20 protein-coding genes and 1 pseudogene are annotated in these 19,473 nt (G+C 70.7%); 10 read left to right on the top strand and 11 right to left on the bottom strand.

The genetic code is table 11. From position 1 onward, the window contains the following. Nucleotides 1-3: 3 nt before the first annotated feature. The gene (gene pip, locus BLR04_RS03785; RefSeq protein WP_090759652.1) at nucleotides 4-951 is read right to left on the bottom strand and encodes a prolyl aminopeptidase; all 948 of its coding nucleotides are present in this window, start codon (nucleotides 949-951) and stop codon (nucleotides 4-6) included. Nucleotides 952-1,012: 61 nt separating this feature from the next. Then, nucleotides 1,013-1,498: a neutral zinc metallopeptidase gene (locus tag BLR04_RS03780; protein WP_090759650.1), complete on the bottom strand. Its 486-nt coding sequence runs from the start codon at nucleotides 1,496-1,498 to the stop codon at nucleotides 1,013-1,015. Nucleotides 1,499-1,868: 370 nt separating this feature from the next. On the opposite strand from BLR04_RS03780, the gene BLR04_RS03775 reads away from it, so the two are divergent. Further along, nucleotides 1,869-2,327, top strand: a complete 459-nt coding sequence (locus tag BLR04_RS03775; RefSeq protein ID WP_143021951.1) for a hypothetical protein — start codon at nucleotides 1,869-1,871, stop codon at nucleotides 2,325-2,327. On the opposite strand, the gene BLR04_RS03770 is transcribed toward BLR04_RS03775, so the two are convergent. Beyond that, on the bottom strand, nucleotides 2,312-3,559 hold the full coding sequence (locus BLR04_RS03770) for an MFS transporter (protein ID WP_245740008.1): 1,248 nt from the start codon (nucleotides 3,557-3,559) through the stop codon (nucleotides 2,312-2,314). The two genes, BLR04_RS03775 and BLR04_RS03770, sit on opposite strands and share 16 nt — an antisense overlap. Nucleotides 3,560-3,650: 91 nt before the next feature. On the opposite strand from BLR04_RS03770, the gene BLR04_RS03765 reads away from it, so the two are divergent. Continuing rightward, a complete protein-coding gene (locus BLR04_RS03765; protein WP_245740007.1) occupies nucleotides 3,651-4,130 on the top strand; it encodes a GNAT family N-acetyltransferase in 480 nt (159 codons plus the stop codon). Here BLR04_RS03765 and BLR04_RS39515 read toward each other — a convergent pair. Continuing rightward, entirely contained in the window at nucleotides 4,117-4,518 is a 402-nt protein-coding gene (locus BLR04_RS39515; protein ID WP_143021950.1) for a hypothetical protein, read from the bottom strand. The genes BLR04_RS03765 and BLR04_RS39515 overlap by 14 nt on opposite strands. Before the next feature lie 262 nt (nucleotides 4,519-4,780). Here BLR04_RS39515 and BLR04_RS03755 point away from each other — a divergent pair, with 262 nt between their 5' ends. Next, the gene (locus BLR04_RS03755) at nucleotides 4,781-5,209 is read left to right on the top strand and encodes a Fur family transcriptional regulator (RefSeq protein WP_090759642.1); all 429 of its coding nucleotides are present in this window, start codon (nucleotides 4,781-4,783) and stop codon (nucleotides 5,207-5,209) included. A 51-nt stretch (nucleotides 5,210-5,260) separates the two neighbouring features. Here the strand turns inward: BLR04_RS03755 and katG are convergent, their stop codons facing one another. The 3 genes from katG to BLR04_RS03740 all read right to left on the bottom strand — a co-directional run bounded on the left by katG (nucleotide 5,261) and on the right by BLR04_RS03740 (nucleotide 8,744). Then, nucleotides 5,261-7,492, bottom strand: a complete 2,232-nt coding sequence (gene katG, locus BLR04_RS03750) for a catalase/peroxidase HPI (RefSeq protein WP_090759640.1) — start codon at nucleotides 7,490-7,492, stop codon at nucleotides 5,261-5,263. 37 nt (nucleotides 7,493-7,529) lie between these two features. Next, nucleotides 7,530-7,934, bottom strand: a complete 405-nt coding sequence (locus BLR04_RS03745; protein WP_281191314.1) for a Fur family transcriptional regulator — start codon at nucleotides 7,932-7,934, stop codon at nucleotides 7,530-7,532. Between the two features lie 159 nt (nucleotides 7,935-8,093). Further along, a complete protein-coding gene (locus BLR04_RS03740) occupies nucleotides 8,094-8,744 on the bottom strand; it encodes a hydrolase (protein WP_090759636.1) in 651 nt (216 codons plus the stop codon). Between the two features lie 110 nt (nucleotides 8,745-8,854). Here BLR04_RS03740 and BLR04_RS03735 point away from each other — a divergent pair, with 110 nt between their 5' ends. Next, nucleotides 8,855-9,202, top strand: a complete 348-nt coding sequence (locus BLR04_RS03735) for a winged helix-turn-helix transcriptional regulator (protein ID WP_218128712.1) — start codon at nucleotides 8,855-8,857, stop codon at nucleotides 9,200-9,202. A gap of 7 nt (nucleotides 9,203-9,209) precedes the next feature. On the opposite strand, the gene BLR04_RS03730 is transcribed toward BLR04_RS03735, so the two are convergent. Both BLR04_RS03730 and BLR04_RS03725 read right to left on the bottom strand, forming a co-directional pair. Beyond that, nucleotides 9,210-9,728 carry a DinB family protein gene (locus BLR04_RS03730; RefSeq protein WP_090759634.1) on the bottom strand — a complete coding sequence of 173 codons (519 nt, stop codon included), beginning with the start codon at nucleotides 9,726-9,728 and terminating at the stop codon, nucleotides 9,210-9,212. Next, entirely contained in the window at nucleotides 9,725-10,477 is a 753-nt protein-coding gene (locus BLR04_RS03725) for a TioE family transcriptional regulator (RefSeq protein WP_090759632.1), read from the bottom strand. The genes BLR04_RS03730 and BLR04_RS03725 overlap by 4 nt, the downstream gene beginning before the upstream one ends. Nucleotides 10,478-10,535: 58 nt before the next feature. Here BLR04_RS03725 and BLR04_RS03720 point away from each other — a divergent pair, with 58 nt between their 5' ends. After that, nucleotides 10,536-11,696 carry an erythromycin esterase family protein gene (locus BLR04_RS03720; protein WP_090759630.1) on the top strand — a complete coding sequence of 387 codons (1,161 nt, stop codon included), beginning with the start codon at nucleotides 10,536-10,538 and terminating at the stop codon, nucleotides 11,694-11,696. A 97-nt stretch (nucleotides 11,697-11,793) separates the two neighbouring features. Further along, complete coding sequence (locus BLR04_RS03715; RefSeq protein WP_090759628.1) at nucleotides 11,794-13,890, top strand: hypothetical protein; 2,097 nt, start codon at nucleotides 11,794-11,796, stop codon at nucleotides 13,888-13,890. 8 nt (nucleotides 13,891-13,898) lie between these two features. Here BLR04_RS03715 and BLR04_RS03710 read toward each other — a convergent pair whose 3' ends face one another. Next, entirely contained in the window at nucleotides 13,899-14,396 is a 498-nt protein-coding gene (locus tag BLR04_RS03710; RefSeq protein WP_090759626.1) for a hypothetical protein, read from the bottom strand. A gap of 47 nt (nucleotides 14,397-14,443) precedes the next feature. On the opposite strand from BLR04_RS03710, the gene BLR04_RS03705 reads away from it, so the two are divergent. Then, a complete protein-coding gene (locus tag BLR04_RS03705; protein WP_143021949.1) occupies nucleotides 14,444-14,728 on the top strand; it encodes a hypothetical protein in 285 nt (94 codons plus the stop codon). A gap of 148 nt (nucleotides 14,729-14,876) precedes the next feature. Then, complete coding sequence (locus BLR04_RS03700; protein ID WP_090759622.1) at nucleotides 14,877-15,443, top strand: hypothetical protein; 567 nt, start codon at nucleotides 14,877-14,879, stop codon at nucleotides 15,441-15,443. Between the two features lie 18 nt (nucleotides 15,444-15,461). Here BLR04_RS03700 and BLR04_RS03695 read toward each other — a convergent pair whose 3' ends face one another. Next, nucleotides 15,462-16,586: a serine/threonine-protein kinase gene (locus BLR04_RS03695; RefSeq protein WP_090759620.1), complete on the bottom strand. Its 1,125-nt coding sequence runs from the start codon at nucleotides 16,584-16,586 to the stop codon at nucleotides 15,462-15,464. 249 nt (nucleotides 16,587-16,835) lie between these two features. Here BLR04_RS03695 and BLR04_RS03690 point away from each other — a divergent pair. Both BLR04_RS03690 and tnpB read left to right on the top strand, forming a co-directional pair. Then, a pseudogene (locus BLR04_RS03690) lies at nucleotides 16,836-17,430 on the top strand (IS607 family transposase). Beyond that, a complete protein-coding gene (tnpB, locus tag BLR04_RS41210) occupies nucleotides 17,427-19,472 on the top strand; it encodes an IS607 family element RNA-guided endonuclease TnpB (RefSeq protein ID WP_218128711.1) in 2,046 nt (681 codons plus the stop codon). The pseudogene BLR04_RS03690 and the gene tnpB overlap by 4 nt, the downstream one beginning before the upstream one ends. The last annotated feature ends 1 nt before the right edge of the window (nucleotide 19,473 follow it).

Below are 19,473 nucleotides of genomic sequence, written 5' to 3'. Positions count from 1 at the left end.
GGTTCAGTCGGCGAACCGGGCGCGGGCCTCGATGAGTGCCTTTCTGAACGTGTCGCTGCCGGTGTGGCCGGAGTCGTCGATGACCACCAGTTCGGCGTCCGGCCAGGCCTGAGACAGTTCCCAGGCGGTGCGGAGCGGGCTGCCCATGTCCTGGCGGCCGTGGATCAGCACGCCGGGTATGCCGGCGAGCCTGTCGGCGTTGCGCAGGAGCACGTCCTCCTCCAGCCAGGCGGCGTGGGAGAAGTAGTGGGCGCAGATCCGGGTCATTGCCATCACGGCGTCGCCCGGCCGGTCGCTGTAGGCGTTCGGCGTGCCGTTCGCCTCCAGCGAGATGACCGCGTCCTCCCAGGTGACCCAGTCGACGGCGGCCTTCTCACGCACCTTCGGGTCGGGGTCGGACAGCAGCCGCGCGTACGCCGCCACGAGGTCGCCGTCGCGGTCGGCCTCGGGCACGCCGCGCCGGAACCGGTCCCACGCCTCGGGGAAGAACCGCCCGACGCCCCGGTAGAGCCAGTCGATCTCGGAACGCCGGGTCATCGTCACGCTCGGGATGACGATCTCCGACACCCGCTCGGGATGCGTCTCGGCGTAGGCCAGGATGAGCGTCGAACCCCACGAGCCGCCGTACATCAGCCACTTGTCGATGCCGAGGTGCTCGCGCAGCAGTTCCATGTCGGCGATCAGGTGGTGGGTGGTGTTGGCGCTCAGGTCGGTGGCCGGGTCGGCGGCGTGCGGGCGGCTGCGGCCGCAGTTGCGCTGGTCGAACAGGACGATACGGAACCGTTCCGGATCGAAGGCGCGGCGCGCGCCGGTCGTGCACCCCGACCCGGGGCCTCCGTGGACGACCACCACGGGCTTGCCGCCGGGACTGCCGCAGACCTCCCAGTAGACGAGGTTGCCGTCACCGACGTCGAGCATGCCGTGGTCGTACGGCTCGATGGGGGGTTTCACGGAGGGGGCTCCTCTCAAGCGCGAAATGTAACAGCGCTTCAATATACGAGCCCCCGCGCGTTCAGGCGACCTTGGCGGACGAGGCGCTCCAGGTGTCGCACGAGCCCGGGTCACCGGCGGCGAAGCCGCGCTTCAGCCAGTAGCGGACCGTGGCGCCCTTGCCGTACGTCGTCGCGTCCTCGTTGTCAGCGAGCATGCCGACGACGCGGTCCCAGTCCTTCATGGTGCGGCCCTTCAGCGGCCACACGCTCCGGACGAAGGCTGCGCCCAGGCATTCGCTCTGCAGGCTCCTGCGGCGTATCTGCTCGTTCAGCTCGGCCTTCCTGCCGTACGGCAGTTCCTGGTACGCGTCCTCGATGCCGACGAGATTCTGGACGTGATAGGCGTACATCGAGGCGGCCGTGTCGAACAGCCACAGGTCGTCGGCGTCCTTGAGCCAGGTCCGCCCGAGCTGGAGGACGATGCTGCCGTTGTCGGCGCAGTACCAGGCCTGCGAGTCTTCCCTGGTCACGTCGAAGTCGCAGTACTTCTTCGGGATCCGGTTCATGTGCCGCACCTTGACCTGCTTGAACGGCAGTCCGGCGGCGGTCAGGTGCCGGCGCCAGGTGGTGTTCAGACAGGCGACGACACCGTCGAAGTACGCCCGGGCGCTCTTGCGGTCGTTACGCTTGACCGACTTCTCCGTACATTTAGTAGATTTAAGCGACCCTGTAGCATAAAGCGTGTTCTCGGTAAGCTTAGGGTCTTTGACGGGATATGTCGTTATTTCAGCGGCAGCGACGCCACTTAAGGACACCACAAGCACGGCAACTGAGCTGCCAATCAGGATCGTTCTCACAGAACGCGACAATAAGGGCCCACCGGTTTCACCAGCAATCCACTTCCCCAACCGTGACTCCCACGAAAGGATGCTGGACATGACCAACCCACATCCCGCGCTCGCGCGGCTTGTGCCGCTCGTCGGACGGTGGAGCGTGCGGCCGCTCGTCGACGGGCTCGGTGCGAGCTGGACGGAGTTCTCCTGGCAGGACGACGGGCTGTTCCTGCGTCAGCGCTCCGACGCCGACCCCCTCCCGCCCACCGCGCCGCAGGTCTGGCGCGACAACCTGCCGTTCCCCGTCACCTCCGTGATCGGCCTCGACGACAGCGCGGAGGAGTTCACGATGCTGTACGCCGACGCGCGCGGCGTCCACCGCGTCTACCGGATGACCCTCGCCGACGGCGAGTGGCGGATGTGGCGTCACGCGCCCGGCTTCAACCAGCGCTTCCACGGCACGTTCGGCCCCGGCGGCGACACGATCGACGCGCGCTGGGAGTTCTCCGAGGACGGCCGTACGTGGCGCCTCGACTTCGGCCTCGCCTACACCAGGGCCTGAGCCTCGCCCGTGAAGCGCCGCAGGTCGCCGTTCAGGCCTGCGGCCACCCCCGTGAGCAGCAGCGCACCACCGATGACGGCGACGGACGCCGTCCCGCCCAGCACCCCCGCCGCCACGCCCCCGAGCACCGGCCCGAGAGGCGCGAGCCCGAACCCCGCCGTGCTCATCACGGCGTCCACCCTGCCGAGCATCGCCTCCGGGGTCATCCGCGTGATGACCACGTTGATCACCACGTTGAACGCGGGCGTACCGAGGCTGAACAGGATCAGCGGCGCCATCGGCCACCACGAGCCGAACGGCAGCGCCATCGCCATGATCGATACGCCGAAGACCGTCGAGAAGACCACGGTGAGCCGGCCCGGCGGCAACAGCTTGCCGACGCGCTCGGAGAGCAGGGCCCCTGCCAGCCCGCCGATGCCGGTCGCGGCCATCACCGCGCCCGTGTTGAACGTCGTGCCCCCGCGCTCGCCGACGAGCACGATCAGCGGCAGCAGGTACGCGCTGCCGAGCAGGTTGAGCATCATGACGACCATCACGACCGCCCGCAGCCCCCGCTGCCGCCACAGCCACCCGACCGCCTCCAGCACCTCCCTGACCATGCCGGTCCTGGCGGCCGGCAGCTGCTCGGCGTCCGGTTGCTGCCCGGCCGGGCGGCGGGGCACCTTCGCGGCCACGGCGCAGATCATCGCCACGAGGTACGTCAGCGCGTCCGCGACGAAGGGCACCGCGCGGCCGAATCCGTAGAGGAGCGCGCCGAGCGGCGGCCCGGCCAGCCTGGCCGCGTGGTTGCGCGCTTCCTCCTGGGCGTACGCGCTGGGCAGCTGCTCGAGGGGCACGACGCCGCGGATGGCCGTCGTGCGCGCCGGGCCGACGAACGCCCAGCACACCCCCTCGACCACCCCCGCCGCGATCAGGTGCCAGATCGCCACCTGGTCGGTCAGGATCAGCGCGCCGAGCACGGCCACGGCGAGCGTCTGGCCGCTGTGGGCGGCTATGAGCGTGCGGCGGCGGTCCCACCGGTCCACCAGGACCCCGGCCGGCAGCTGCGCGACGATGGAGGCCACGATCCGGGCGCCGGCCACGACGCCCGCCCAGCCGGGCGAGCCGGTCAGGGCCAGCACCAGCAGCGGCATCGCGAGCCGGGTCAGTTCGGAGCCGACCTGCGAGACCGCGCCGCCGATCCAGAGCAGTTGGAAGGCGGCGTTCCTGCGCAGCGGCACGACGGTGTCCACGTGTTTCTCCCCCGGACGGATCGACCTCGCCCGGAGGCGCGAAGCGGTTAATGTACTGCAGATCACCGACTTTCAGCGCTACCTTTTCTCGGTGGACGCCATCGAGACCCCGCTGCTCACCCTCGTGCCGCTCGATCCGGAGCACGCCGACGAGATGGCGGCGGCGCTGTCCGACCCGGCCCTGCACACGTACATCGGCGGGGCCCCGCTCACGGCGTCCGAGCTGCGGCAGCGCTACGAACGGCTGGTCGCCGGGCCGCCCGGGTGGCGGAACTGGGTGATCCGGCTGCGCGCGGACGACCGGCTGGTCGGGTACGTGCAGGCCACGGTCGAAGGGCGTACCGCCGAGGTGGCCTGGGTGGTCGGCACGCCCTGGCAGGGCCGCGGCCTGGCCGTCGCCGCCGCGAAGGCCCTGGTCGATCGGCTCCTCGATGAGGGGATCGAGACCGTCGTCGCGCACATCCACCCCGACCACGCCGCCTCGGCCGCCGTCGCGAGCGCGGCCGGGCTGAGCCCGACCGACCGGTGGCACGACGGCGAGATCCGCTGGGAGCGCGTCAACGGAGCCTGAGAACGCGCGCCGCCGCCCAGGCGGCGACCGGGTACGCGATCAGGCCGCCGCAGAAGGTGAGCGCGAGTTGTACGTCGATCCGCGACACCCCAGCCACCCACCACGTCACGAGAAGCACGGGCACGGCCAGCAGCGCGACCAGCCATGCCGGACGCACCCCCACGGCCCGCAGCAACGGCCAGGCCAGGACGATCGCGACCCAGCGCCCGATGTCCCAGATGTCCACAAGCTGCTGGAAGACGCCCAGACATCCGAAAGGGCCGCAGTGCCGGGAATCAGCGGGGAGCAACGACACCACGACCATCACGGCCACGACGCAGCTCGACAGGACAAGGCCCACCACACCGGCGACGACCAGCCGTTTACCGCCTGCTGACGGAGGGGTCATCCCCGCATGCTGTCACAAGGATCGCCACCCCTCCAGATCATGAGGGGGCCCGGTTCGCCGGTGCCTCCGAGCCGCGTCCCGCCCTCACCCGCAGCCCAAGCCCCCGCGGCGGATGCGCGCTTCCCGCCCTCACCCCAGCCCATGCCCCCGCGGCGGATGCGCGTTCCCGCCCTCACCCCAGCCCAAACCCCCGCGGCGGGTGCGCGACTAGACTGGATGATTCATCCTTTTGAAAGGTTCGCCCGCGACGAAGGCAGGGTGCATGACCGGGTCCCACAGCCTCACCACCGCCGACGAGCTGCGCGGTGCCGGTCTGCGGGTGACGGCCGCCCGCGTCGCCCTCCTCGACACCGTCCGCGACGGTGCCCACCTCGACGCCGAGACGATCGCCACCGGCGTACGCGACCGCGTCGGCCACGTCTCGCTCCAGGCCGTGTACGAGGCCCTCAACGCGCTCACCGCCGCCGGGCTCGTCCGCCGGATCGAACCCGCCGGCAGCCCCGCCCGCTACGAGCGGCGGGTCGGCGACAACCACCACCACCTGGTGTGCCGCAGGTGCGGCGCGGTCAAGGACGTCGACTGCGCCGTCGGGCAGCCGGGCTGCCTGCACCCGGCCGACGACGGCGGCTACCTGGTCGACGAGGCAGACGTCACGTTCTGGGGGCTGTGCCCCGACTGCCGCCCGCAATGACGAACGTCCAGGCCCGCCGGCGAGCGGCGGACCTGGACGTCAGTGCAACGGTCAGACGAGGTCGTAGCGGTCGAGCTCCATGACCTTGACCCACGCCGCGACGAAGTCGCTGACGAACTTCTCCTTCGCGTCGTCGCTCGCGTAGACCTCCGCGAGGGCGCGCAGCTCGGAGTTCGAGCCGAACACCAGGTCGGCCCGGGTGCCGGTCCACTTGACCGCGCCCGTGACGGAGTCGCGGCCCTCGAAGGTGTTCTGGTCCTCGGACGTCGACGACCACGCGGTGCCCAGGTCGAGCAGGTTGACGAAGAAGTCGTTCGTCAGCGTGCCGGGCTTGTCGGTGAGGACGCCGTGCGCGGACTGCTTGTGGTTCGCGCCGAGAACGCGCAGGCCACCCACGAGGGCGGTCATCTCAGGAGCGCTCAGCGTGAGCAGGTTGGCCCGGTCGACCAGCAGGAACTCGGCCGGCAGGCGGTGGCCCTTGCCGAGGTAGTTGCGGAAGCCGTCGGCCGTCGGCTCGAGCGCCGCGAAGGACTCGACGTCGGTCTCGTCCAGCGTGGCGTCCACGCGACCCGGCGTGAACGGCACCTGCACCTCGAAGCCGGCCTCCTTGGCGGCCTGCTCGACGGCCGCGCCGCCCGCGAGGACGATCAGGTCGGCGATCGAGACCTGCTTGCCGCCGGTCTGGGCGCCGTTGAAGCTCTTCTGGATCTCCTCGAGGGCGCTCAGCACGATCGCGAGCTGGTCGGGGTCGTTGACCTCCCACCCGCTCTGCGGCTGCAGGCGGATGCGGCCGCCGTTGGCGCCGCCGCGCTTGTCGCTGCCGCGGAACGTCGAGGCCGACGCCCACGCGGTGGACACCAGCTGCGACACCGTCAGCCCCGAGGCCAGGATCTGAGCCTTGAGGGCGGCGACGTCGTCGGCGTCGATGAGCTCGTACGTCCGCTCGGGCAGCGGGTCCTGCCACAGCAGCACCTCGGACGGGACCTCCGGGCCGAGGTAGCGCACGAGCGGGCCCATGTCGCGGTGGGTCAGCTTGTACCACGCGCGGGCGAAGGCGTCGGCGAACTCCTCGGGGTTGTCCTTGTAGCGCCGCGAGATCTGGTCGTAGACCGGGTCGGCGCGCAGCGCGAGGTCGGCCGTCAGCATCGTCGGCGCGTGGCGCTTCGACGGGTCGTGCGCGTCGGGCACGGTGCCGGCGCCGGCGCCGTCCTTCGGCCGCCACTGGAAGGCGCCCGCGGGGCTCTTGAAGAGCTCCCACTCGTAGGCGTACAGGTTCTCGAAGAAGCCGTTGCTCCACTGCGTCGGCGTGGAGGTCCAGATGCCCTCCAGGCCGCTGGTGATCGCGTCGCCGCCCTTTCCGGTGCCGAAGCTGTTGCTCCAGCCGAGGCCCTGCGCCTCGATCGGGGCGGCCTCGGGGTCGGGGCCGACGTGGTCGGGCGAGCCCGCGCCGTGCGTCTTGCCGAACGTGTGACCGCCCGCGATCAGAGCGACGGTCTCCTCGTCGTTCATCGCCATCCGGCGGAACGTCTCGCGGATGTCGCGCGCCGAGGCCAGCGGGTCGGGCGTGCCGTTCGGGCCTTCCGGGTTGACGTAGATGAGGCCCATCTGCACCGCGGCGAGCGGGTTCTCCAGCTCGCGGTCGCCGGTGTAGCGGTCGTCGCCGAGCCAGGTGGTCTCCGGGCCCCAGTAGACGTCCTCGTCCGGCTCCCACACGTCGGCACGACCGCCGGCGTAGCCGAAGGTCTTGAAGCCCATCGACTCCAGGGCCACGTTGCCGGCGAGGATCATGAGGTCGGCCCAGGAGATCTTCTGGCCGTACTTCTTCTTGACCGGCCACAGCAGGCGGCGGGCCTTGTCGAGGTTGCCGTTGTCCGGCCAGCTGTTGAGCGGGGCGAACCGCTGCATGCCGGCGCCCGCGCCACCGCGCCCGTCACTGATCCGGTACGTGCCGGCGCTGTGCCAGGCCATCCGGATGATGAACGGACCGTAGTGGCCGAAGTCGGCGGGCCACCAGTCCTGGGAGGTGGTCAGCACCTCGAGGAGGTCCTGCTTGACGGCAGGCAGGTCGAGAGACTTGAACGCCTCGGCGTAGTCGAAGTCGTCGCCGAGCGGGTTGGCCACCGCCGGGTTCTTCGCGAGGATCTTCAGGTTGAGTCGTTCCGGCCACCACTGACGGTTGCCGCCCCCCTGAGTCGGGTGCAGCGCGCGCCCGTGCGCGACCGGGCAACCGCCCTCCCCATCCGTCTTGGGGTCCGTGACGATTGCCTCATGGTTCTCGGACATGGAATCCTTCCGTACCGTTTTCAAGGGTTCTCGCAGCTCAGGCACTGCGGGTGGTGGAACAGTCAGGGCACAGACCCCAGTAGACGACCTCGGCCTCGTCGATCGTGAAGCCGTTGTCGTCGGCGGCGGTCAGGCAGGGCGCGTGGCCTACCGCGCAGTCGACGTCGGCCACCACACCGCACGACCTGCACACGACGTGGTGGTGGTTGTCGCCGACACGCGACTCGTAGCGGGCGACGGAACCGGACGGCTGGATGCGCCGCACCAGCCCGGCGGCCGTCAGCGCGTGCAACGAGTCGTACACGGCCTGGTGCGACACCTCAGGAAGCTCCCGGCGCACCTCACGGATGATCGACTCGGTGTCGGCGTGCGGCAGCGCGTGGACGGCGCTGAGAACCGCCACCCGAGGCTTCGTCACTCGTAAGGTGGCGCCACGCAACATCTGCTGGAAGTCCGAGGTCGTGGCCACGGCCTCAGACTGTCCCATTATCTGGAATCAGTCAAGATAGAACCCCTGAGTCACGGCCCTGTTCGACCAGGGCGTAACGCGCGTGGTCCCCGGCCGGAAGGTGAGGCCGGGGACCACGGTCGGCGGGGGCGATCAGCTCTTGACGAAGCCCGCGCGCACGTAGTTGACGCCCTGCCCCCAGGCGCCCAGGTGCTCGGCGACGAGGTCGTTGACGGCGTCGTACGTCTCCGAGCGGGCCCAGTCGCGCTGCAGCTCCGACAGCACGCTCGCGGTGCTGACCGGCACGATGCCCTTCTGGGTCATCCGGAGGATCCCGGCGTCGTGGGCCGCGGTGCTCGATCCCGCCGAGGCGTCGACGACGGCGAAGACCTCGTAACCGGCCTCGGTCGCAGACAGCGCGGGGAAGGTCAGGCAGACCTCCGTCCACAGACCGGCCATCAGCAGGCGACGCCGGCCGGTCGCCTCGACCGCGGCCCGGAAGGTTCCGTCCTGCCAGGCGTTGATGTGGGAGCGGTCGATGACCTCGACGTCCGGGAACACCCGCGTGATCTCGGGGATCAGCGGGCCACTGAAGGTGTCGGCCGCGATCGAGGTGAGCACGGTCGGAAGATTGAACACTTTGGCCATCTTGGCCAGCGCCTCCACGTTGTTCACCAGGCTCTGGGGGTCGGCGCTGCGCGCCCCGAAGATCATCTGGGGCTGGTGGTCGATGAGGAGGAGCGCGGTGTCCTCCTTGGCGAACAGGCTGCTGATGGCGCTGTCGGGCAAGTCGTGCGATGTCATGGGACACCCTCTCATGGTTAGCGACTTTCCAATGGAAAGCGACTGGCGACGAGAAAGTAGCGCAACCATCGCACCATGTGCAAGCCGCTATCCATTGGTAAGCTGGCTGGGTGTCCACGTACGAGCCTGATTTCTGCCCCCGCTACCACCTGACCGTCGAGATGATCGGACGCCGGTGGGCCGGCGTGATCCTGCGCGAGCTGCTCCGGGGAGCCACCCGCTTCCGTCAGATCAGCGACGCCATCCCGGACATCACCGACAAGCTGCTGTCCGAACGGCTCAAGCGCTTCGAGAGCGAGGGCATCGTCGAGCGCATCGTGCTCCCGACCACCCCCGTGACCATCGAGTACCGGCTCACGGACAAGGGCCGCGCCCTGGAGACCGTCGTACGCGAGATCTCCGCCTGGGCCGAAACCTGGCTCCCCACCGAGGACAACGAGAAACAGCCCGCCACCTGACCACCGGTCAGATGCCGACGCTTCCGTCGATGCGTTCGCGCAGGATGTCGGCGTGACCGTTGTGGCGGGCGTACTCGCCGTTCATGTGCACGTACGCCCAGCGCAGGCACATCGAGCCCCAACGCGGGCTGACGAAGACGGCGTCGAGCGACATGCCCGCCGTGGCCTGCCGGGCGGCCTCCTGCTCGGCGACGAGGGCGGCCAGGTCGTCCGCCGCCCGCGCGGCGTCGACGCCGTCGAAGGCGGCGTCCGGGTCGTCTGTCCGGCTGTGGAGAGGGGGCACCGACTGACCGGCGAAACGGCGGCGGAACCAGGTCCGTTCGACGTCGGTGAGGTGGCGTACGAGCCCGAGCAGCGACAGTTCGGACGGCGCCAGCGGCCGTGCGGCCAGTTGCGCCGCGGTGAGCCCCGCGCATTTGTGCAGCAGTGTGCTGCGATGCCAGTCGAGGAACCCTTCCAGCATGCCGCGCTCGTCCGCGACGAACGGCTCGTCCACACGTGCGACGGAAGGCGCGGTCCACGTCATGAGTCCAGGATGCCGCCACTGCCCGGTGCGCCGGTGGGCGTTTGCATGAGGTACGTCTCCAAGGCGGCTGCGCCGGAGAGCAGGGCGCGGCTGCGGGTGGACAGGCGGGCGTGCCAGTCGCGCAGGGTGGCCTCCAGGGGTTCGAGGCCGCCGGCGGCGCGCACCTGCGCCAGCACCGGGGCGATCTGTTCCAGCAGGTAGCCGCCCCTTCTGAGCTGGTGGGCCAGCCGGGCGTCCCGGACGGCGGCCTCGTCGTAGACGCGGTACCCGGTACGCGGGTCGCGCTGCGGGCGTACCAGTCCGGCGCGTTCCCACTTGCGCAGCGTCGCGGGACGGATGCCGAGCCGGCGCGCGAGCGGCCCGATGAACAGGCCGTCGAGCCCGGACACCGCGGCGGGCTCCGGCACCGCGGTGAGGTCGCGGAGGGCGTCCTCCACGGCCCGCAGCGTACGGCGGTCGTCGAGGAGCTGGGCGTGGCTCTCGTCGATGACGCGGAACGCCTCCTCGTACGCGCCCTCGTTCACCGCCCGCATGATCGCCGTCGCCGCGCGGTGGCCGTGGCCGGGCACCAGCGCGAGGAACGCGCCAAGAGCGCGCGCGTGCAGCGGCGTGTAGGTGCGGTAGCCGTGGGGCGTGCGGGCGGCGGGCGGGAGGATGCCGGCCTCCTCGTAGTTCCTGACCGCCTGCGTCGACAGACCGTGCTCACGCGCCAGATCGATCGGCCTGAGCCGTTGAGGCTTTCCACCCACTGAACCCGCCACCACCGCGAGAAAGTTTCCACAGAGAGTTCAACGATACCGTTGAAGCATGACCAGCGCCCACGACGTCATGACCCTGCTCCCCGCGAGGCCTCGGCTGCTCGCGCTGGGCGAGCCCACCCACGGCGAGGACGCCCTGCTCCATCTGCGCAACGAGCTCTTCCGCCGGCTCGTCGAGCAGGAGGGCTTCCTGACGATCGCGATCGAGAGCGACTGCCTGCTCGGCCTGGCCGTCGACGACTACGTCACCCACGGCACGGGCACCCTCGACGAGGTCATGGAGCACGGCTTCAGCCACGGGTTCGGCGCGTCGGCGGCCAATCGCGAGCTGGTCCGCTGGATGCGCGCGTACAACGAGGGGCGGCCCTCAGCCGAACGCGTGCGGTTCGCCGGGTGCGACGGCCCGTTCGAGATGACCGGCCCCGCGAGCCCCCGGCGAGTGGTCACCGCGCTGCACGCCTACCTGGCCGCCCGGCTGGACACGGACCTGCTCCCCTGCTCCGCGCAGACGCTCGACCGCCTGCTCGGCCGCGACGACGCGTGGACGGATCCGGCCGCGACCATGGACCCGTCCCGGTCCATAGGGCGGTCGGCGGAGGCCGGCGAGCTGCGGCTGATCGCCGGCGATCTCGCGGCGCTGCTGGAGGCGCAGACGCCGTACCTGATCGCGGCCTCCTCACGGGACGACTGGGACCGCGCGCGCCTGCACGCGCGCACCGCGACCGGCCTGCTGCTCTACCACTTCTGGATGGCCGACACCTCGCCGGGACGGATGCCCCGGCTGATGGGGCAACGCGACGCGATGATGGCCGCCAACCTCCTCGCCGCCGTCGAGCGCGGCCCGGCGCTGGTCCACGCCCACAACCGGCACCTGCAGCGGGACAAGAGCGCGATCCAGCTGGGCGAGCTGCCGCTGGAGTGGTGGAGCGCGGGCGCGATCGCGAGCGCCCACCTGGGCGACGCGTACGCCTTCCTGGCCACGGCGCTCGGCACGATCCGGCACCAGGGCGTGGACGTCCCGTCCCCGGACACCGTCGAAGGTCTCCTGTACGAGAATGCGGAGGACTCCTGCGTGGTCGACGCCCGCCTGCTTGATACCGCGCGACTCGTCCCACGTGTGTCCCCCTGGTACGGCTACCTGCCGCTCGACCCCGCCACCCTGGCCGAGAACGACGCCGTCGTCTTCGTCAAGGACGTCCCGCGAACCTGACCATGCCGTTCGCGTGCGATCGGCTGGATGGACGCGCCGGCCTGTGCGACCGTCGTAGGGCCACGGCTGCCGGAACCGGCCGGAGGAGGAGCGACTCGTGTCCACGCCGCCGTTCCACCCTGACCTGCACGGCATCGATCCCGGCCGGATGGACGCCTTCATCGCCGCCATGATCCGCGCCCACGCGACGATCGGCGGGCAGGCCGAGCTCATCCGCCTGGAGCTGACCCGCGTCGACGTCCCCACCGCGGCACTGGCCCCGCTCAAGGAGATCGAGGACTGGGTCGGCGCGCAGGTGCCGCGACTGCGCCTGCGCAACGAACTGATCCGCGAGCAGGTGCCCGACTGGAAGCCCGGCTGGCTCGTCGGTCTCGTCCGGTACGACGAGTCCGCGGCGCCGTTCGCCTCCCCTGCAGAAGCCCGGCGCGCCGGAGCCGCGCTGAGCGAGAGCTTCCGTCAGTACGCGAGGGAGACCTCCGGCACGGTCATCACCGACGAGCTCAAGCGACGCCACCGCGACCTGCTTGCCCGACTGCTCGAACACCGGGACGACGCAGACTTCGCCGCCGCGTTCTTCGCGGGGCTCGGCACGGCGGGCACCCTCGCGCTGCCCCGGCAGATCAGGGAGTTCTACGAGCACGGCCGCACCCTGCCGGTGAGCGCGACGGCGAACTCCGCCCAGACCACGCTCGACGAACTGAGCCGGATGTTCGGCACCGCCGCCGCGGCTGCGTCCCGGGTGCCGGGCATGGCCACCGTGATGGACGACCTCGAGCGGGACCGTACCGACAGCGACGCACTGTCGTGGCTGGTCAGCAAGGGGCGCTTCCCCACCGAGTGGCTCGCCACGGTGACCAGGAAGAACGTGGTCAACCCCATGCTGAACGGCTCGCTGACACCTGAGACCGTCGCGCTCGGCACGACCGCGCGCTACCTCGACGCGCTCAGCGCCGACCCGGCCGCCGCCCGCCTGGCCGTCGGCGACGGCCGGACGCCTGACTCGCCCTGGCCCGTCCAACTTCCCCGGCCGACGACGGCGTCCGTGCTGACCGCGATGGACCTTTACCTCGCGCGCGTGCAGCGGCGCGGCGACCCTGGGGTCTTCCTGCGCACCCAGGAGAGTTTCGCGCGCATGCTGGCGTCCGCGTCCGGCGTCCACGACGAGAAGGACGGCGCGCACAGCAAGGAGGCGGCCCGGTTCGCCTTCGCCGTGATCACCGCCGCGCCGCACTTCACGCTGACCCATGCGATGCGGCTGCGCCTCGCGGAGGTGGGCGGCTCGTACGCGACCGAGGTGGCCGCGAGCGCGCAGTCGCTGGACCCCGATTCCGGCAGACCGAGCAGGTTCGGCGCGTTCGACGACGGGCTCGTCGGGACGCGGCCCGCGTTCCGGCTGTCCCTGACGGACGGCTACCGCTTCCTGCAGACCTTCGCCGACACCGACGCGCACATGGAGCCGTTCGACCGCGGCATGGCGGCGCTCGCCCAGCGGCTCTTCGCCGACGCCGTACGCGTCGACAAGGACCGCCTGGCCCGGCCATCGGAAGGACGCCAGCCGGAAACGGCGGTGGAGCAGGTGTTCTCGCGGCTGGGCATGGTGTCGGGCATGCAGTCGGCGGCCATGAAAGTCGTCCGCGGCACCGAGGATCTACGCGCCAGGGCCGCGTTCGACGCCTTCGAACAACTCCTCGACAAGGGCATGGACAGCGCGATGCTCTTCCTCCCCTCAGCGGGCGGGACTCCTGCGGCGGTGGCCTGGATGGCGCTCAGCTGGGGGATCAAGGACGGACTCGGGGCCGCGCTGGAACCCGGGGCCAGGTTGCCGTCCGTCAACGAGAAGGAGTTGACGCAGTCTCGAGCGGTGCTGCACCAGATAGCGTCCGGACTGCTCGCCAGGGGATACACATCAGGAGACCCGCCCGTGTCGTTCCGGCCTCCGAAGGATCCGCTGATCGTGGACGAACAGGGCAGGCTCCGGCCCTTCGCCGAGATCGACGCGGATCCGCGCAGGACGGAGGCGTTTCTGCAGTGGCTCAAGGACAACGGCAGCGTCGACGGCAACGCGGACCGCCGCACGTTGGGGAAGATGATCGCCACGTCGGGCCTGAAGTTCTCCGGCGGCCACGACCAGACGGAGAAGGTCCTCGCCGCGCGGGACCCGGCACTCAAGCGCGTTCTCACCGGGAGCGACTGATGGGCCCGTCAGCCGCGAGCAGGAACGCAGTCCGTCTCACCCACCACGGTGACCTCGTACTCGGACGGCACGTCGACCGTGATGGTCGTGCGGGAGGGCGGGAGCTTGAAAACCGTCTTGCGTGCGGTGGTGGCGGCGGCCATGTCGACCTTGTAGCCCCAGGTGGAGGTGAGTCTCCCGGTCATCTCCAGCACAAGGCCTTCGCCTCCGCCTTCGAACGTCGACCTGGCGCCGTACGTCCGCTTGGTGCCGCCGTCGGCGCAGGGCAGGTCCTTGCCGCCCGGGTCAGTGACCTCGACGTCCCGCAGCCCGCTTCGGCTCATGAGCTGGGTGATGTGCGCTTCGAGCGTCTTGCCCGCCTGCGCCGCGGTGGGCCCGGTGTCCGTCCCGGACCCGGTGCACGCCGTCACGAGGACGAGAGCCGACACGGCCAGCGCACCGAGGCGTACGGACGTCATGGAACCGCCTCCGATCAGGGTCGGGCTCTCGTCGCTCTCATACTGCAACCGAGCAGCCTGTCGTGGAGGGATATCGCGGAGATGGGTACACCCGAATGACGGAACCTCTCGTGGACAACCCGCGCCACCAGGAGCTGCGACAGGCGCTCGCCCGCGTCCGGCAGCTGGCGACGCAGCTCGAGACGGCCCTGGACGAGCCGTACCGGCAGTTCTCCGGATCGGCGGTGTGGGTCGGTCCGGCCGCGCGACGATTCGGCGAGGAGCTCGCCCGCCACCGTCAGCGCCTCGCAGCCCAGGCGGCCAGGGTGGTCGGCGAGTTGGAGGAGGAGCTCGGACGCACGCCGACGCAGATCTCGGCGTCAGCCGCCCGGGAACGGTGAACACGGCCCCGAAATCGCCACACGACGACAGGGCCTCGCCGCGCCGGTGCCCACGCAGCACCGTTCTCGACGGCGTCATGATCGGGGGTGGCGGCGTGGCGGTGGGGTCCGTCATGATCGGGAAGGTGCCTCTTCGAGGGGAATCGCGATGTCCGCCCGTTCGATCGTGCTGCTGGTCGCCTCGCTCTGCCTGGGCGTGCCCGCCGTTCTCGCGCTCGACTTCGGGGACTCCGACCTGGTGCTCCTGCGGGAGCACCTGAATCACCCGTTCGCGTTCGGGCTGCTCGCCTGCACGCTGACGGTACTGGCCGCGCTCGGGCTGCGGTGGGCGTGGCTGCGTACGACGGTCATCATCCTCGCGGGGCTGGGCGGGTGCGTCACGCTGCTCGGCGGGCTGGTCGTCACCGCGTTCACCGCCGCGAAGGAGGTCGGGTACGTCGAGGGGCCTGGCCCGTACAGCATCCGGCTGCGGGAGTCGACAGGTGGCCTCGGGCCCGACCAGGTGACGTGGCTCAGCGTCCGCAAGGACGACGGGTTCCTCAGCAAGGAGTGGCATCTCGGCTGCTTCGACGACGATGACCCGTCCGACGCCTTCGACGCGGTCACCTGGACGGGACCTGCCTCGGTGGAGGTACGCGTGACCGACGGCCGTACGTTCCCCGTCACGCTGGACGCCTCGGGCAGGCCCAGGACCACCGCCGAGCTCAACTGCTGAGCCGTGCCGGTCGCCTGGTCATCTGGGTGCGCTCGCCTGTTCACCGCAGCCGGTCGGGAGGTGGACCGAGCACTCCGAGACGGCCGCCGGCGCCTTGTGGTCGTCGGCGTCGGCCGGGGACCCGAGCCCTGAGGCGAGGAGCAGCGTACCGGCGGTCAACGCCAGGGCCACGCCACTGACCAGGGCCGCGAGGCCGTGACGCCGGCGCGGCCGGGGGATGCTGGGCATCGTGTGGGCGGGCACCCCCGCGTGCCGGCCCGCCGCACGGGTGCGGCGGTGGCGGCGGGCGGACGTCTCGGGGCGACGGCTGCGCCTCGGCCGGTAGGCGGCCGGGACGCCGGGGCCGCTGCCGATGAGCTCGCACAGGGCGTCCACGGCCGACGGGCGAGCCGCCGGGTCCTTCGCCAGGCAGGCCGCCAGCAGCCGCCGGAGCGGCTGCGGCACGCCGGAGAGGTCGGGCTCGTTGTGGAAGATGGCGTTGAGTGTGGCCGGCACGGTGCTCTCGGCGAACGCCGGCCGCCCGGTCGCCGCGAAGACCATGGTGCCCGCCCAGGAGAACATGTCGGAGGCGGGGGTGAGCGGCTTGTCGTCGAACTGCTCAGGCGACATGTACGCCGGCGTGCCCATGGGCTCGACGCTGTTCGCGGCGGTGTTCGCCGCGAGGGCGATGCCGAAGTCGATCACCACAGGGCCTTCAGGGCCCATGATCACGTTCGCCGGCTTGAAGTCGCGGTGCACGATCCCGGCGGCGTGGATCGAGGCCAGCGCGGTCAGCGTGGTGACCGCGAGCCGCTCCAGCCCGCCGCCGGTCCGCGGCCCGTCGTCCCTGACCAGCGCGTCCAGCGACGGCCCCGGCACGTACTCGCTGACGATGTACGGGCGTTCCCCGGCGAACCCGGTGTCGAGCACCCGGGCGGTGGAGAAGGCGGCCACCCGCTCGGCGATCTCCGCCTCGCACCAGAACCCGTTCCTGACGTGGGAGTCGGCCGCGACGCACGAGTGCAGCACCTTGATGGCGACCCGCCCGCCGCCGGACGACTCACCGAGGAAGACGTCGCCCTGGCCACCCGAGCCGAGCCGTCCCACCACGTGGTAGCCGTCGATCTCCGTCAGCTCTTCGGCAGGCGTCTGCAGGACTGTCACAGTGACTCACTTCTCATGGTCGCGCTGTGTCACACCGGTGTCCGTAGGGGACGTGGGGGCGCGTCTCGCAGACATCATGTTCGGCGGTCAAGGAAACTCCTCCTGAACGGGAGGAAACCTCGTTGACATGCACGTACTTATGTTGACGGGTATCAATATATACATGTTGATGGCCGTCAACTTCCAGGGGGTGACATCTGTTGCGTGATTCATCAGTGACTACCAGTCACTCTCAGCTATCTTGAACCCGTGACGTTACCTGCGTGGGCGGCGCGTCATGGCGTGCACTACAAGACCGCATGGACATGGGCGAAACAGGGCCGTATGCCGGTCCCGGTACGCCAGACGCTGTCCGGTACGTGGCTGGTCGATGAGCTCGCCCCGGAGGCGTCCGGCCGGGTCGTGGCGTACTGCCGGGTCTCGTCGGCGGACCAAAGAGCAGATCTTGACCGCCAGGGTGGCCCGCGTGGTCCAGGGAGCCACCGGGCTCGGCCTGCCGGTCGCTGAGGTCGTGACCGAGGTCGGTTCGGGGCTGACCGGCCGGCGCGGCAAGCTGCACCGGCTGCTGTCCGATCCGTCCGCGGCGGTGATCGTGGTCGAGCACCGTGACCGGCTGGCCCGGTTCGGTGTCGAGCAGCTCGAAGCGGTCCTGTCCCAGTCCGGGCGGCGTCTGGTCGTCCTCGACCTCTCCGAGACCACCGACACCTCCGAGACCACTGACGATCTGGTGCGCGACATCACCGAGGTGCTCACCTCGATGTGCGCCCGCCTGTACGGGCGGCGGGCGGCCGAAACCAGGGCCGCCCGCGCGGTGGCCGTGGCGACCGGCGAGGCCGGCGAGTGAAGCGGTTCGAGCCGCGGCCCGGGTTCGTGGTGCAGGCCTACCGCTTCGCTCTGGATCCGAATGCCGCGCAGGAGGCGGCGCTGCGCTCGCACTGCGGCGCCGCCCGCGCCGCCTACAACTGGGCTGTCGCGTGGGTGACCGCCTCGTGGTGGCAGCGCGCGGCCGAGCAGAGCTACGGCGTTTGCGAGGCCGGGCTGACACCGTGGCGGCCGTGGTCGCTGCCCGCGCTGCGTAAGGCGTTCAACCAGGTCAAGCACACCGATCCCCGGTTCGCCGGCTGGTGGACGGACAACTCCAAAGAGGCCTACAACACCGGCCTGGCCAACGCGGCCGCGGCGTTCGACAGCTACCGCGCGTCCAAGCAGGGCAAGCGGCGGGGCAAGCGGGTCGGGATGCCGCGCTTCAAGGCCAAGCGGAAAGCTCGAATGGCGTGCCGGTTCACGACCGGCACCATCCGCGTCGACGCCGACGGCCGGCACGTCACCCTGCCGCGTCTGGGCACCATACGGGTGCATGAGCGCACTGACGGGCTGCGCGACCGCATCGCGGCCGGCACCGCGCGGATCCTGTCAGCGACCGTCCGGCACGAGCGCGGCCGCTGGCACGTCTCGTTCCAGGTCGAGGTGGCGCGGGAGATCACCCGCGCGGCCCGCCCCGACGTCGCCGTCGGCGTCGACCTCGGCGTGAAGGCCCTGGCCGTGATGGCCGACACCACAGGCCGGATACGCACCGTCCCCAACCCCCAGCATCACGAACGGGCGCGCAAGCGGTTGCGCCGCGCCTCCCGCATCGTTTCTCGCCGCCAGGGCCCCGACCGGCGTACCGGACAGGCGCCGTCACGACGCTGGGAGAAGGCCAACGCCGCCCGCAACACACTGCATCACCGGGTGACGAACCTGCGCGCCGACGCCCTGCACAAGCTCACCACGACCATCACCCGCGAGTACGGCACGGTGGTCGTCGAGAATCTGAACGTCGCCGGCATGCTCACCAACCGGCGTCTGGCCCGGCGGATCGCCGATGCCGGGTTCGGCGAGATCCGCCGCCGGCTCGCCTACAAGACGGCGTGGGCCGGTGGCACGCTGGTCGTCGCCGACCGCTGGTATCCGTCCTCCAAGACCTGTTCGGGCTGCGGCGCGGTGAAAGCCAAACTGCCGCTGCACGCCCGAACGCCACCGCACCGCCCTTCCCGCCACGAGTGCGGGGCGGGCAGGTGGCGCAACCCCGCCGCGGCAGCGGCGGGAGGAAGCGAGAGACCGTCGTCAGGACACCGACGCGCAACTCGCGCCATGGTGACACCGTCACGGACCTTCTGGGCAGAAATGCCCGGAATGCTGAGAGCTATTAAGCCTCTGAGCAACGGTAGGTTGATCGTCATGAGCCACCCGAAGGCGCGGGCCGGCCGCCCTCCGGCGTCGCAGTGTCCGGCCCCTCCCGAGCTGATCCTGGCGGCCGCACTGCGGATGTTCGCCGACAAGGGCTACGAGGGCGCGTCGGTGGCCGCGCTCAACCGGAAGCTGGGCGTCAGCCACAACCTCGTCCACCAGCGCTTCGGCTCCAAGGAGATGCTGTGGTACGCCACGGTCGACTGGGCCTTCGGCGACCTGGCCGCCCGCCTGCTGCCCGAGCTCGACGACGTCGAGGGCGGTCCGCTCGAGCAGATGCGCCGGATCATCCGCCGTTTCGTCATCGTCCACGCCGAACGACCCGAGGTCCTGCGCCTCATCACCGTCGAAGGCATCGCCGACAGCCCCCGCCTCGACCACCTGTACGAGCACCACGTGGCGCCGCTGCTCGCCGCCCTGACCGCGCCGCTGCAGCGGTTGATCGACGAAGGGGTCATCGCCCCGATCCCCGTCCGTACGCTGCACTTCCTCGTCGCGCACGGCGCGGCCGCGCCCTTCAGCATGCCCGCGCTGGCCCGCCGCATCGGCCCGGGCGACCCGGCGTCGGCGGAGGCGGTGGCCGAGCACGCCGACGTGGTGGCCGACCTGATCCTGTCCGGCCTGCGGTCCCGTACCGAGGCCGCGCACCGCGCCTGAG

The sequence above is a fragment of the Nonomuraea maritima genome (assembly GCF_900100395.1).
Taxonomy (GTDB): domain Bacteria; phylum Actinomycetota; class Actinomycetes; order Streptosporangiales; family Streptosporangiaceae; genus Nonomuraea; species Nonomuraea maritima.
Note: the sequence above shows the minus strand (reverse complement) of the source record. Positions and strands in the feature narration are given on the sequence as shown.